Origin of the sequence: Devosia sp. SL43 (assembly GCF_021729885.1) — a bacterium.
GTDB lineage: Bacteria > Pseudomonadota > Alphaproteobacteria > Rhizobiales > Devosiaceae > Devosia.
This window is the reverse complement of the sequence record NZ_CP063401.1, coordinates 3,191,567-3,204,437: the sequence shown is the minus strand read 5'-3', so window position 1 is coordinate 3,204,437 and position 12,871 is coordinate 3,191,567. Positions and strand designations below refer to the sequence as shown.

Annotated in this window: 12 protein-coding genes; 4 read left to right on the top strand and 8 right to left on the bottom strand. The window is 63.0% G+C overall.

Annotated elements, in window-relative coordinates:
• Positions 1-65 precede the first annotated feature (65 nt).
• The 3 genes from IM737_RS15700 to IM737_RS15690 all read left to right on the top strand — a co-directional run bounded on the left by IM737_RS15700 (position 66) and on the right by IM737_RS15690 (position 1,917).
• Positions 66-641, top strand: a complete 576-nt coding sequence (locus IM737_RS15700) for a TadE/TadG family type IV pilus assembly protein (protein ID WP_236895411.1) — start codon at positions 66-68, stop codon at positions 639-641.
• A complete protein-coding gene (locus IM737_RS15695) occupies positions 641-1,222 on the top strand; it encodes a TadE/TadG family type IV pilus assembly protein (protein ID WP_236895409.1) in 582 nt (193 codons plus the stop codon). The genes IM737_RS15700 and IM737_RS15695 overlap by 1 nt, the downstream gene beginning before the upstream one ends.
• A 74-nt stretch (positions 1,223-1,296) precedes the next feature.
• Positions 1,297-1,917, top strand: coding sequence for an HAD family hydrolase (locus tag IM737_RS15690; protein WP_236895407.1), 621 nt, complete (start codon positions 1,297-1,299; stop codon positions 1,915-1,917).
• A 104-nt stretch (positions 1,918-2,021) separates the two neighbouring features.
• On the opposite strand, the gene upp is transcribed toward IM737_RS15690, so the two are convergent.
• The 3 genes from upp to deoA all read right to left on the bottom strand — a co-directional run bounded on the left by upp (position 2,022) and on the right by deoA (position 5,328).
• Complete coding sequence (upp, locus tag IM737_RS15685; RefSeq protein ID WP_236895405.1) at positions 2,022-2,651, bottom strand: uracil phosphoribosyltransferase; 630 nt, start codon at positions 2,649-2,651, stop codon at positions 2,022-2,024.
• Between the two features lie 16 nt (positions 2,652-2,667).
• Positions 2,668-3,885 carry a phosphopentomutase gene (locus IM737_RS15680; protein WP_236895403.1) on the bottom strand — a complete coding sequence of 406 codons (1,218 nt, stop codon included), beginning with the start codon at positions 3,883-3,885 and terminating at the stop codon, positions 2,668-2,670.
• Positions 3,886-4,008: 123 nt separating this feature from the next.
• The gene (gene deoA, locus IM737_RS15675) at positions 4,009-5,328 is read right to left on the bottom strand and encodes a thymidine phosphorylase (protein WP_236895400.1); all 1,320 of its coding nucleotides are present in this window, start codon (positions 5,326-5,328) and stop codon (positions 4,009-4,011) included.
• Positions 5,329-5,549: 221 nt separating this feature from the next.
• Here deoA and IM737_RS15670 point away from each other — a divergent pair, with 221 nt between their 5' ends.
• The gene (locus tag IM737_RS15670) at positions 5,550-7,145 is read left to right on the top strand and encodes a tannase/feruloyl esterase family alpha/beta hydrolase (RefSeq protein WP_236895398.1); all 1,596 of its coding nucleotides are present in this window, start codon (positions 5,550-5,552) and stop codon (positions 7,143-7,145) included.
• Positions 7,146-7,187: 42 nt separating this feature from the next.
• On the opposite strand, the gene IM737_RS15665 is transcribed toward IM737_RS15670, so the two are convergent.
• The 5 genes from IM737_RS15665 to IM737_RS15645 form a co-directional block, all read right to left on the bottom strand.
• Positions 7,188-9,554, bottom strand: coding sequence for an aldehyde dehydrogenase family protein (locus IM737_RS15665; protein ID WP_236895395.1), 2,367 nt, complete (start codon positions 9,552-9,554; stop codon positions 7,188-7,190).
• 136 nt (positions 9,555-9,690) lie between these two features.
• Positions 9,691-10,680 carry a deoxyribose-phosphate aldolase gene (gene deoC / locus IM737_RS15660; protein ID WP_236895393.1) on the bottom strand — a complete coding sequence of 330 codons (990 nt, stop codon included), beginning with the start codon at positions 10,678-10,680 and terminating at the stop codon, positions 9,691-9,693.
• Positions 10,677-11,471 (bottom strand): purine-nucleoside phosphorylase, encoded by a 795-nt coding sequence (locus IM737_RS15655; protein WP_236895390.1) that lies wholly within the window; start codon positions 11,469-11,471, stop codon positions 10,677-10,679. The genes deoC and IM737_RS15655 overlap by 4 nt, the downstream gene beginning before the upstream one ends.
• On the bottom strand, positions 11,468-11,878 hold the full coding sequence (locus IM737_RS15650; RefSeq protein ID WP_236895388.1) for a cytidine deaminase: 411 nt from the start codon (positions 11,876-11,878) through the stop codon (positions 11,468-11,470). Before IM737_RS15650 ends, IM737_RS15655 begins: the two co-directional genes overlap by 4 nt.
• A gap of 27 nt (positions 11,879-11,905) precedes the next feature.
• A complete protein-coding gene (locus IM737_RS15645; RefSeq protein WP_236895386.1) occupies positions 11,906-12,871 on the bottom strand; it encodes an ABC transporter permease in 966 nt (321 codons plus the stop codon).

Sequence of the window (12,871 nt, the reverse complement as noted above, 5' to 3'; positions counted from 1 at the left end):
GGACTTCCTAACCATCGATTAGTCATGCCCCGCTAGCCTTCGCGCAAAGCAACAGGGCGTGCCCGATGGCCACCAGACTTGGATCGCTGATCGGACGGAGGCTGCGGCAGCGCCGGCGCGACTTTGCGCGCGACGAGCGCGGCGCGACCCTGATCGAATTTGCCATCCTTGCCTTGCCGTTCTTCTCCATCGTGGGCGCTATCCTGGAAACCTCCGTTGTGTTTCTTTCCGGGCAGGTTCTGGAAAGCGCCACGCAGGATGTCAGCCGACTGATCCGCACGGGCCAGGCGCAGGGCATGATGTCGGCGCCTGAAGACTTCAAGAGCCGCATCTGCGCGCGAGTCTATGGGTTGTTCCCCAATTGCGAGACGGACCTGCATGTCGAAGTCCAGACCATCACCGATTTCGACTCGGCGACAATCAGCCCACCCATTGATTGGAGCTGCGAAGAAAACTGCGACGCGCAATGGACGCGCGACGAGCAGTACTCGTCCGGGGGTGGCGGCAGCATCATGATGGTGCAGGTCTACTACAAGTGGCCCATCATGATCAGCCTGGGGGATATGACGCTGGGCAACCTGCCAGGCAACAAGCGCCTAATGAGCGCATCGACCGTCTTCCGCAACGAGCCATTCACCTGATGGCAACACTCGAAAAATTAATGCAATGGGCCAGGCAGTTCCGCGCCGCCAACGCCGGTGTGGCGGCGGTGGAGTTCGCACTGATCCTGCCGATCATGCTGTTCGTCTATGTCGGCATGGTGGAGGCGAGTGCCCTGATCTCGGTGGACCGAAAGGTCCAGTCGGTATCGGGTGCGGTCGGCGATCTGGTGGCCCGCTCGAAGGAGTCAATCACCGTCGCGGAGCTCAATGACTACGTCAAGGTCGCCGGTGGCATCATGACCCCCTACCCGGACGAAAACCTCGAACAGATCATCTCGCAGATCTTTGTGCCGCTCAACACCGACGAGACCCCGACAGTAGTCTGGTCACGCCGCTACGTTCACCAGGCGCCGCAAGGCACCGGCGCCCATGCCCAAAACAGCGACTACACCGGGCTCCCCGACGAAATTGTCGACATCGCTCGGGGAGAGTACGTGATCGTCGCCGAGAGCCGCGCGTTCTACAAGCCGCTCTATGGCATTGTGTTCGACCAAGAGATCGAACTCTACCGGGAGAATTTCTATCTACCGCGCTTCGGTGGAAGCATCACGCTGCAGTAGCTGCGGTACGGCTTGCACCTGCTGGACCCCCGTGCCACAAGCCGGGCATCATCCCCTTTCCGGCAGCCCTTGATATGACCGATACGCTCGTTCCCGTGTTCGACCTTGGCGGCGTGTTCGTCGACTGGAACCCGATGTACCTGTTCCGCAAACTCTTCGACACCGAGGAGGATGCGCAGTGGTTCCAGGACAATATCTGCACTTTGGCCTGGAACCTCGAATTCGACGCCGGTGAAATCTATTCGGAAGGCGTGGCCAAGCTCATCACCCGCTTTCCGAAGTACTGGCGCGAAATCCAGGCCTATGACCTGCGCTGGAAGGAAACGCTGGGCGAGTTCATCCATGGCACAATCGACATCCACAACGAGCTGGTCGAGCAGGAAATCCCCACCTTCGCCATCACCAACTTCTCGTGGGAGAAGTGGGTCAGCTGCCTGCCCGAATGGCCGTTCCTCGAGAAGTTCGACGGCGTTATCGTCTCGGGTCTGGAAGGCCTGGTAAAGCCCGATCCGCGGCTCTACCGCGTATTCTGTGAGCGCTATAGCCTGGCGCCCGACAACTGCGTCTTCATCGACGACAGCGAGCAGAACATCGTGGCGGCGCGCAAATTTGGCATGCATGGCATCCACTTCAAGGACCCGGCAACGACGCGCAAGGAACTGATCGCCCTAGGCCTGCCGCTCAAGGCGAAGTAGGCTTTCTTACCTCTCCCTTTGGGGGAGAGGTCGACCGTCTTCGGTCGGGTGAGGGGGCCTTCCCCACGCACCCAGCCAGCAAAGGCCCCCTCACCCGGCGCTGCCTACTTCGTCCCGTACATCCGATCGCCCGCATCACCCAGGCCGGGGACAATATAGCCCTTCTCGTTGAGATGGCTGTCGATCGACGCCGTGAACACCGGCACATCAGGATGCGCTGCGGTGAAATTGGCGATGCCCTCGGGCGCCGCCAGCAGGCACAGGAAGCGGATATTGTTGGCGCCGCGTTCCTTGAGCTTCTCGATCGCGGCTGTCGCCGAATTGCCGGTAGCCAGCATAGGATCAACCACGATGATCAGGCGATTTTCGAGGTGGGACGGCGCCTTGAAGTAATATTCGACCGGCTCCAGCGTCTCGTGATCGCGATAGATGCCGATATGGGCGACGCGGGCGGCGGGCACGAGGTCAAGCATGCCATCGAGCAGGCCATTGCCGGCGCGCAGGATGGAGGCGAAGACCAGCTTCTTGCCCTTGATGGCGGGGCTGTCCATCTGCGCCATCGGCGTCTCGATCGGGATCATTTCCAGTTCGAGATCGCGCGTCACCTCATAGCACATCAGATGCGCGATCTCGCGCAGCAGGCGGCGGAACCCCGCGATGGAGGTCTCCTTGTTGCGCATGATGGTCAGCTTGTGCTGGATCAGCGGGTGATCGATGACGGTTACGTTGCTCATGAGATCACCCCGAGGCCTAGAGGAAAGATTTGCCGTGGCGGCCGGGCGCGAGGCCGAGCCAGTGGGCAATGCTCTCACCTATATCAGCGAAGGTGGGGCGAATGCCAATCTCGCCTTGTGACAGGCTTGGGGAAAAGACCAGGATCGGCACCTGTTCGCGCGTATGATCGGTGCCCGACCAGGTCGGATCGTTACCGTGATCGGCGGTGAGGACCAGCAAGTCGTCCTGACGCAGCTTGGCGATGAGCTCTGGCAGGCGGGAATCGAAATATTCGAGCGCTGCGGCATAGCCCGGCACGTCGCGGCGGTGGCCGTATTCACTGTCGAAATCGACGAAATTGGTCATGATGAAGGCGTTGTCGGCGGCCATTTCCATGGCGTCGAGCGTCTTGTCGAAAAGCTGCGGCAGGCCGGTGCCTTTCATCTGGTGGGTCACACCATGACCGGCATAGATGTCGGAAATCTTGCCGATGGCATAGACTTGGTTGCCGGCGGCCTGGTTGCGGTCAAGCAGCGTCGGCTCGGGCGGCGAGATGGCGAAGTCGCGGCGGTTGCCCGTACGCTTGAAGCTCGTCGCATCCTCGCCGACGAAGGGGCGGGCGATGACGCGGCCAATCATCAGCGGCGCGGTCAGCTCGAAGGCGATCTGGCAGATCTCGTAGAGCCGTTCGAGGCCGAAGGCGCCTTCATGGGCGGCAATCTGGAAGACACTGTCGATCGAAGTGTAGCAGATCGGCTTGCCGGACCGGATATGCTCCTCGCCGAGCGCAGCGATGATGTCGGTACCGGAGGCATGCTTGTCGCCGAGGATACCGGGCAGCTTGGCGCGTTTGACGAATTCGGCGATGAGCTCGGGCGGAAAGGTCGGTTCGGATTGCGGGAAGTAGCCCCAGTCGAAAGGCACGGGGACGCCCGCAATTTCCCAATGGCCTGAGGGCGTATCCTTACCCTTTGACACTTCGCGGCCCACGCCGAAGCGGCCACCCTTGGCCTGCGCCGAGAGGTTGGGCGGCAGGGTGCCTGTCGATAGCTTGATCGCCGCACCGATGCCCATTGCATCGAGATTGGGCACGTTGAGCGGCCCCGCCCGCAGGCCGGCACGATCGGCCTTGCCTGATGCGGCCCATTCGGCGATATGGCCAAAAGTGTTGGAGCCCACATCGCCATACTTGTGGGCGTCCGGCGCACCGCCAATGCCGACGCTGTCGAGAATGCAGAGTATCGCGCGGGGCATGGCAGGCTCCTGATTAGATGTCTGGCTCCCGTCCTCCTTGAGGGGAGGGGCGGGGGTGGTGTCCATAAGCGAACGGCCACCTCCCTCATTCTCTCCCCTCAAGAGGGAGGGAGGCGACGGAACTTAGGTCGGCGCAATTTGGTCGGCAATCAGCGGGAAGACGGGCGCGCTATCGCCGAGCCTGTAGGCGGATTTGAGGCGCGCTTCAGCGTCAGCGGCCGATGCCTCGTCGCGAGCGTGGATGCGAGCGATGGGGATCGTCATATCGACGCGGGCGCCAAGGCCGAGCAGACGGTCAAATCCGACAGTATGGTCGATCTTGTCCGTTGGCATTGTGCGGCCACCGCCAAGAGCAACCACGGCCATACCAACGCCGCGCGTATCGATCTCAGCAATGGTGCCCGGCCCCGATGCGAAGACGTCGCGTATGATGGGCGCCGCAGCGAGGTGCCTATCCATCTGTTCGACGAAGTCGGCCGGACCGCCAAGCGCTGTGACCATGCGGCTAAAGCGCTCCGTGGCGCGGCCGCTATCAAGCGCGTCTTCCACCAACTTGCGGGCCGAAAGGACATCAGGCGCGATGCCCGTCATGGCAGCGAGTTCGGCGCAGAGGGCCAGCGTCACCTCGCGCAACCTGGCATCCTGATGCTTGCCAGTGAGAAAATCGACGGCGTTGCGCACTTCCAGCCCGTTGCCCGCGGCTGATGCCAGCGGCTCGTTCATGTCGGTTATCAGCGCTGATGTCTTGAGGCCCGCGCCATTGGCGACCTCAACCAGGCTTCTGGCTAGATCGCGCGACTTGTCCAGCGTCGGCATGAAGGCACCCGAGCCGGTCTTGACGTCGAGGATCAGCGCGCCGAGTCCGGCCGCGAGCTTCTTGCTCAGGATCGAGGCAGTGATCAGCGAAATGGATTCCACCGTGCCGGTGACGTCGCGAATGGCATAAAGCGTCTTGTCGGCAGGGGCGAGATCGGCGGTCTGGCCGATGATAGCGCAGCCGGTAGACTTGACCACCTTGCGGAACAGGGCGTTGTCGGGGCTGGTGGTGTAGCCGGGAATAGCATCGAACTTATCGAGCGTCCCGCCGGTATGCCCGAGGCCACGGCCGGAAATCATCGGCACATAAATACCGATGGCAGCCAGGATCGGGGCTAGCATCAGGCTGACATTGTCACCGACGCCGCCGGTGGAATGCTTGTCGGCCACCGGGCCATCAAGATCGGACCAATCGAGCACCGCGCCGCTATCGCGCATGGCGAGGGTGAGCGCCACCCGCTCGGGCATGGTCATATCGCGGAAATACACCGCCATCGCGAAGGCGGCGGCCTGCGCATGGGACACGGTGCCTTCAGCGAAGCCAGCGATGAACTGGGCAATTTCAGCGGGCGCGAGCGCCTCGCCGTTGCGCTTTTTGAGGATGACTTCCTGCGGGAGAAAAACCATAGAGAGCGTTGTACCGGTGATGTCTTCTACCTATCGCCGCACTCAATCACTCGTGGCTCCACGAGGCAAGCAAGGTTGCCCGGAAATAACCTGGCGCTTATGCGCGATCCTGGCCTTCTCATTGGACGTGCGCCTGCGTGCCCGGAATACTCGTCCCGCCACACACCCCGCAGAGGGCACCGGCATCAAATGGAGGAGACACTATGAGGACGACAATACCTTTGACCCTCACGGGCCTGCTGCTGGCGACCTCGCCCGCGCTCGCGCAGCAGCAACCGTCTCCGGAGGCCATGCGCTGCGGCGGTTTGCGGGGATTGAGCGTGGCAGCGGCCGAGATCGGAACGCCATCGGGCGGCGCGGACGTCTATTCTGCTCAATTGGTCGAAGATGCGGCGGTGGCGGGCGGCGCCTATTGCAAGGTCAATGGCGCCATTGATCCGGTCGACCCGGCCGCCCCCGACATCATTTTCCAGGTCAACCTGCCGCTGGGCTGGAACAAGAAGGCTCTGCATTTCGGCGGCGGTGGTTATAATGGTGCGCTGATCGAAGCGACCGGCCAGGTCTCGTTCGGTGCCGACGATGCGCCCACTCCCCTTGCCCGCGGTTATGCGACATTCGGCAGCGACAGCGGTCATCAATCGGCATTCATCGTCGATGGAACTTTCCTGCTGAACGACGAGGCTCTAGCCAATTTCGGCGGGCTGCAGCTCAAGAAGACGCATGATGTGGCACTCGCAGCCATCAAGGCATTCTACGATGCTGCGCCAGAATACACCTACTTCCAGGGAAACTCGCAGGGCGGACACGAGGGGCTGCTGGCCATCCAGCGCTGGCCGGCCGACTACGACGGCGCCCTGGTGACGCACCCTGCCAATCCGTTCTCGGCCCTGCAAATGTCGGGCAACATGGCGGGCAAGGCCCTGTACCAGCCGGGCGCCTGGGTAAGCCCGACCGGCGTGGAACTGCTGAACGGCGCAGTTCTGGCAGCCTGTGACGGGCTGGATGGACTGGAGGATGGCCTTATCTCCAATGTCGCCGCCTGCAATGCCGGCTTCGATATCGAAAGCCTGCGCTGCGAGGGCGATGTTGCGGCGGATACCTGCTTCACCGGCGCGCAGATCACGGCGCTGAACGTCATCAACTCGCGCTGGGAGTCGCCGGTTGAACTGCAGGGGGGCGCAACCGGCTTTGCCCGCTGGCCGATCTTCGAGGGTGGCGATCTCTATGGTCTGTGGGGCATGGGACAAAGGCCCGAAGCCAGCGTGCCGCCGGCGCCGGTGGCCGATTTTGGTCTCGCCGTTCTCTCGGACCCGCTGATCCGTTTCGCCATCACGCGCGACCCGGCCTATAACTCGTTTGAATTCGACCCGGCGGACTGGGCCGATCGGGTGAAGCAGGTTTCGGAACTGGTCGACGCCAACGAACCCGACCTGTCCCCGTTTGCAGATGCTGGTGGCAAGATGCTGCTGATGCATGGCACCACCGACTTCGCCATCACGCCGCACAACACGACCGAATATTACGAGCGCGTTGTCGAGGCCATGGGCAGCGAGAAGGCGCAGCAGTTCATGCGCTACTATCTGGTGCCCGGCTTCGGGCATGGTTCGGGCCAGTTCGTGATGCGCTGGGATCCGCTTACCGCGCTTGAAAACTGGGTGGAGACAGGCGCCGCCCCGGACGGATTGGTCACGACCGACGTTGCCGAGGGCACGGCCGGCCGAAGCCGCCCGATGTGCGAATACCCCGCCTATCCCCACTACAATGAGGGCGCAGACGGCGCCGATCTGGCAGCAAACTTCACTTGCCAGACCGAATAGACCGACAAGGTCGAGGCACCAGCCCTTCGGGCGGGTGCCTCGTCACGCCCCGTACGGAATCCACACGTTCTTGACCTGGGTCGCCCGGGCCAGGAAGTAGTCCCCCTCGAACCGGCGATCCGCCAGATCGTAGTACAGCCCCCGGCTGGTCCAGGTCTGCTTGAGGTTGGTCACAGAGGCCTTCTCGACCATAGCCGAAGCCTCGGCATTGCCGGCGAACCACAGGCCATCGACGCCATCATGGTCGGCCAGCGTCTTGGCCAAAGCCACGCTATCCCCGGTGACGATGTTGATGACGCCTGATGGCACATCCGAGGTTTCGATGACCTGATAGAGATCGGTCATGCTCAGCGGCGACTGGCTGGATGGCACCAGGACCACAGTATTCCCCATGGCCAGAGCCGGGGCGATGAGCGCAATCGATCCCAGCAGCGGCCGGCTTGGCGGGGCGACCACCCCCATCACGCCCAGCGGCTCGATCATGGCAGCAGCAACCGCACGCAGCGGCGGATTGTGCACGGCGCCATCATACTTGTCGGCCCAGCCGGCAAAGGCGAACAGGCGTTCGACCGATAGCGCGACTTCACCTGCCCCGTCCTCGCCAGTCTGCGCCTTGATCCGCGCAGCGAATTCGTCGCGGCGGTAGTCGAGGTTTTCTGCGAGGAAGTAGAGGATCTGCGCACGGGAATGGGCAGCCGTGGTCGACCAGCCCAGCGCGGCGCGGGCGGCTTCCACAGCGTTGCGGATATCCTTGCGGTTGCCATCGCCGACTTCGCCAATCAGCTTGCCTGCGGGGTCGAGCACGGCGCGGGTATAGGCACTGTCCGGGCGCGCCTGCTTGCCGCCGATATACATCTTGGCGGTCTGGTCGATATGGGTTTCATCGAGCGGGTTGGCAGCCTTGGCCGCAACAGCCTTGGCTGATGGAGCGGGTTTCAGCTCCTTCTCCCATGCAGGCTTTAGGTACGACGACATACCTTCGCGACCACCTTCGCGACCGAAACCGCTCTCCTTGTAGCCACCGAAGCCGACGGCAGCGTCGAAGTTGTTGGTGCCGTTGATCCAGACCACGCCGGCCTTGATCTTGGGGGCGATATCGAGCGCCAGGTTGATGTTCTCGCTCCAGATCGTCGCCGCGAGGCCGTACTTGGTATTGTTGGCAAGCGCCACCGCCTCTTCCGGCGTGCGGAAGCTCATGGCGACCAGCACCGGCCCGAAGATTTCCTCGGCCACCAGCGTATTGGCGGGCGAGACATTGGTGACCAGTGCCGGCTTGAGGAAGCAGCCCTTGGCCGGGACTGGACCGCCTGCCTCGTAGATCACCGCGCCTTCGGCGGCGCCGCGCTTCATCAAGTCACGGATGCGCTCGACCTGCACCGGCGCGACCAGCGCGCCGATATCAACCGACTTGTCGAGCGGATCGCCGACACGGAGCGAGGCCATGCGGGTCTTGAGCTTGGCGATGAAGCGCTCCTCGATGCTCTCCTGCACGAGAAGGCGCGAGCCGGCGCAGCAGACCTGGCCCTGGTTGAACCAGATGGCATCGACCAGTCCCTCAATGGCGCTGTCGATATCGGCGTCTTCAAAGACGATATAGGGCGACTTGCCGCCCAGCTCGAGGCTCAGCCCCTTGCCGGTGCCTGCGGTCGCTGCGCGGATGATCTTGCCGACTTCGGTCGAGCCGGTGAATGCGATCTTGTCGATGTCAGGGTGGTTGACGATGGCCGCGCCGGTGTCGCCTTCGCCGGTGACGATATTGACCACGCCCTTGGGCAGGCCGACGCGCTCGCAGATTTCGGCGAAGAGCAGCGCCGTCAGCGAGGTGAATTCAGCGGGCTTGAGCACCACCGTGTTGCCGGCGGCGAGCGCCGGAGCGATCTTCCAGGCCAGCATCAACAGCGGGAAGTTCCACGGGATGATCTGGCCGCAGACGCCGTAGGGCACGGCATCGGGGAATTCGCGGCTCAAATGCTGGGCCCAACCGGCATGGTGGTAGAAGTGGCGGGAGACCAGCGGGATATCGACATCGCGGCTTTCGCGGATCGGCTTGCCATTATCCATGGTTTCGAGCACGGCGAAGAGGCGGCTGTGCTTCTGGATGGCGCGGGCGATGGCGTAGAGATATTTGCCGCGCTCGTAGCCGGAGAGGGACGACCAGCTCTTGAAGGCGGCCCGGGCGGCTTTGACCGCGGCGTTGACGTCTTCTGCCGTGCCATCGGTGATCTGCGCCAGGCTGTCGCCATTGGCGGGATTGTCGGACGAGAAGGTCTTGCCCGGCTTGGTCCATTTGCCGTCGATGAAATGGCCGAACTTGCGGCCGTGGCTATCGAGCCAGGCGATGGCCTGCTCGGGGCCCTCAGGGGCCGGGCCGTAGTCGAGCGACTGGAAGATTTGCGCGATCTTGTTCATTTCAGATCCTCCCGTGAGGCACTTTCACCACCGCGTCATTCCCGCGAAGCCGGGAACCTCTGTTTGCCGAGCCATCCCGAAACGGAGGTCCCCGCTTTCGCGGGGATGACACCGTGGGTTAGCAAGACGTTCAGTATCAAACCATCGGCTGGCGATAATCCGCCGAATAGTGCCCGGTCAGACCGTGCTCCAGCTGCCGCTCGATATCGGTCAGCAGCGAGCTCGCCCCAAACCGGAACAGATGCGGCTGCAGCCACTTGCTACCCAGTTCTTCCTTCATCAGCGCCATGTAGTTGAGCGCGTCCTTGGTGTGGGCGATGCCGCCGGCCGGTTTGTAGCCGATTTCGATACCGGTCTCCTCGGCGAACCAGCGGATCATGCGGATCATGGTCAGCGAGGTCACGAGGTTGGCATTGACCTTTTCCTTGCCGGTCGAGGTCTTGATAAAATCGGCGCCAGCCAGCATGCAGACCAGGCTCGCCTTGGCGATATTGGTCTGGGTGGCCAGTTCGCCGGTGCCCAGGATGGTCTTGATATGGGCGTCGCCGCACGCTTTGCGGAAGGCTTTCACCTGATCGTAGAGCGCCTGCCACTCGCCGCGCAAAACCATGCCGCGCTCGATGACGATGTCGATTTCCTTGGCGCCATCGGCGACGGAGTATTCGATTTCCTTGAGCTTGGTCTCGATGGGCGCGAGCCCATGCGGGAAGGCGGTGGAAACGGCGGCCACGGGAATGCCGGTGCCTTCAAGGGCGTTCACCGCCGTCTTGACGAAGGGGTGATAGACGCAGACGGCGCCGGGCAGGATGCGCAAATTGCCAACGCCGAGCTTTTCGACGATGTCGGTCCGCAGCGGATGGCGCGCCTTGGCGCAGAGGCGCTCGACGCGGCCATCGGTATCGTCGGAATTGAGCGTGGTCAGGTCGATCAGCGTGATCGCCTTGAGCAACCAGGCGAGCTGATAGTCCTTCTTGACCGTGCGGCGCGCGCCGATTGACCCGGCGCGGCGCTCCAGCGCCGAGCGGTTCATGCGGACGCGTTCGACCCAATCAAGATCGAGCGGATACCCGGGATTGCGCTTATGCGGCGTATCGGTGTGCTTGTTGTCGACGACCCTTAGGCTCATAGCTCCTCCACCAGCGCGGGTATGAGCCTTTTCAGCTTCTCCGCGCCCTGCACTGCCATGGTCTTGGTGTGCTCATGGCTGATGTTTTCGGTCGACAGGCCCGCGCCCATATTGGTGATGGACGAGCAGGCCCAGACCTTCATGCCCAGGAAACGCCCGAGAATGACTTCTGGTGCCGTCGACATGCCGACGGCATTGGCGCCCAGCCGGATCGCCATCTGGATTTCGGCCACGGTCTCGAAGCTGGGGCCGGAATACCAGAGGTAGATGCCCTCGCCGAGCTTGATGTCGAGCCGTTCGGCCAGGCCCTGCGCCTTGGCGCGCAGGTCGGGGGCGTAGCAGTTGACCATGTTCACAAAGCGGCGGTCGGTGGGCTCACCGATCAGCGGGTTCATGCCGGCATAGTTGATGTGATCGGAGATCAGCATCAGGTCGCCGGCACGGAAGCGCTCATCGAGCGAGCCGGCCGAATTGGTCAGCAGCAGCGTTTCGGCCCCGATATCGGCCATGGCTTCGAGCGCCGGGCGCATCGCGGCGGCGTTGCCGTGTTCGTAATAGTGCTCGCGGCCGGAGAGAATGGCGACGCGCTTGCCGCCCATGGTGCCGATGAGCAGGTCGCGGCCGTGACCGGAGACGCCGCCGCCGGGAAAGCCCTTCAGCTCGGAATAGGGGATGGCGACCTTGTCGGTCAGCAGATCGCCAATGGCCGACAGGCCCGAGCCGAGCACGATGGCGGCGGCAATGGGCTCCTTGCCCGCGATTTTGGTGATGGTCTTGCTGGCTTTGGTCATTTGGGTAGGTACTCGGGGCCGAACGAGTGCGGCAACAGTTGTTCGAGGGTGCAGACGAGCGGGGTGCCGTCGACGCCGTGGGAAATCACCTGCACGTCAAGTTCGGCGAATTCGCGGATGCGTTGCCGGCACCCGCCACAGGGGGTGACCGGGGCGGAGCCCGGACCGGTGACATAGATGCGGGTAATGCGCTTGCCGCCGCCAGCGATCATGGCCGCGATGGCCGACGCTTCGGCGCAGTTGCCCTGCGGATAGGCGGCATTCTCGATATTGCAGCCGGAATAGATATTGCCGTCATCGGCCAGGATCGCCGCGCCGACATGGAACCGCGAATAGGGGGCGTAAGCCTTGGCGCGAATGGCTTCGGCGGCCTTGAACAGGGCCTGGTCGGTCGGTGTCTTCGCCATCGATACGTCCTCTGCGCTGCCCGTGGGCTAGCGCTCCTTGGTATAGGGCACGCCGCCGGCCTTGGGGCCCACGGCCTTGCCGATGAAGCCGGCTAGCAGAATGACCGTCAGCACGTAGGGCAGCGCCTGGATCGCCTGCACCGGGATTTCGATCTCGAACAGCCGTGCATTCTGCAGGCGGATCTGCAGGGCATCGAGGAAGCCGAACAGCAGGCAGGTGAACATGGCCGGGACAGGCTTCCATTTGGCAAAGATCAGCGCCGCGAGGGCGATGAAGCCCTTGCCGGCCGTCATGTTGTTGCCGAAGCCGGAGCCTTGCGCGATCGAGAAATAGGCCCCGGCAAGTCCACAGAGCAAACCCGTGATGATGACCGCTTGATAGCGCAGTTTCACCACCGAGATACCAGCGGTGTCGACAGCCTTGGGGTTCTCGCCCACCGCCCGCAGGCGCAGGCCAAAGCGAGTGCGGAACAGCACATAGGCGGTGACGGCCACCATGAGGAAGGCGACATAGACCAGCAGGTAGTGACCCGAGATCAGATCGTAATAGATCGGCCCGATGACCGGCACGCCGCGCAGCTCTTCGGCAAATGGCAAGGTTATCGGGGTGAAACGCCCGCCAGCGCTCAAGGCCGGGGTGCGCCCACCCTGCTGGAACCAGGTCTGGCCGAGGAAAGTGGTGAGGCCGGCGGCCAGCATGTTGATGGCAACGCCGGCAATGAGCTGGTTGCCCTTGAGCGTGATCGCGGCAGCGCCCTGCAGCAGGGCCGTCATCAGCGACACACCCATGCCCGCAGCCAGACCGAGCCAGGCCGATCCGGTCAGTGCCGCCACGGACGCTGCGGCGAAGGCGGCGGCGAGCATCTTGCCCTCAAGGCCGATATCGAACACGCCGGCGCGCTCAGAATACATGCCGGCAAGGCAGGCCAGCAGCAAGGGTGTGGAAAGGCGAATGGTGGCGTCGAGCAGGGAGAGGATGCTTTGGTAATCCAT

What these genes read in the sequence shown, in the direction of transcription:
- IM737_RS15700 (WP_236895411.1), top strand. Translation starts at nt 66, where the DNA reads ATGGCCACCAGACTTGGATCGCTGATCGGACGGAGGCTGCGGCAGCGC.
- IM737_RS15695 (WP_236895409.1), top strand. Translation starts at nt 641, where the DNA reads ATGGCAACACTCGAAAAATTAATGCAATGGGCCAGGCAGTTCCGCGCC.
- IM737_RS15690 (WP_236895407.1), top strand. Translation starts at nt 1,297, where the DNA reads ATGACCGATACGCTCGTTCCCGTGTTCGACCTTGGCGGCGTGTTCGTC.
- upp (WP_236895405.1), bottom strand. Translation starts at nt 2,651, where the DNA reads ATGAGCAACGTAACCGTCATCGATCACCCGCTGATCCAGCACAAGCTG.
- IM737_RS15680 (WP_236895403.1), bottom strand. Translation starts at nt 3,885, where the DNA reads ATGCCCCGCGCGATACTCTGCATTCTCGACAGCGTCGGCATTGGCGGT.
- deoA (WP_236895400.1), bottom strand. Translation starts at nt 5,328, where the DNA reads ATGGTTTTTCTCCCGCAGGAAGTCATCCTCAAAAAGCGCAACGGCGAG.
- IM737_RS15665 (WP_236895395.1), bottom strand. Translation starts at nt 9,554, where the DNA reads ATGAACAAGATCGCGCAAATCTTCCAGTCGCTCGACTACGGCCCGGCC.
- deoC (WP_236895393.1), bottom strand. Translation starts at nt 10,680, where the DNA reads ATGAGCCTAAGGGTCGTCGACAACAAGCACACCGATACGCCGCATAAG.
- IM737_RS15655 (WP_236895390.1), bottom strand. Translation starts at nt 11,471, where the DNA reads ATGACCAAAGCCAGCAAGACCATCACCAAAATCGCGGGCAAGGAGCCC.
- IM737_RS15650 (WP_236895388.1), bottom strand. Translation starts at nt 11,878, where the DNA reads ATGGCGAAGACACCGACCGACCAGGCCCTGTTCAAGGCCGCCGAAGCC.
- IM737_RS15645 (WP_236895386.1), bottom strand. Translation starts at nt 12,871, where the DNA reads ATGGATTACCAAAGCATCCTCTCCCTGCTCGACGCCACCATTCGCCTT.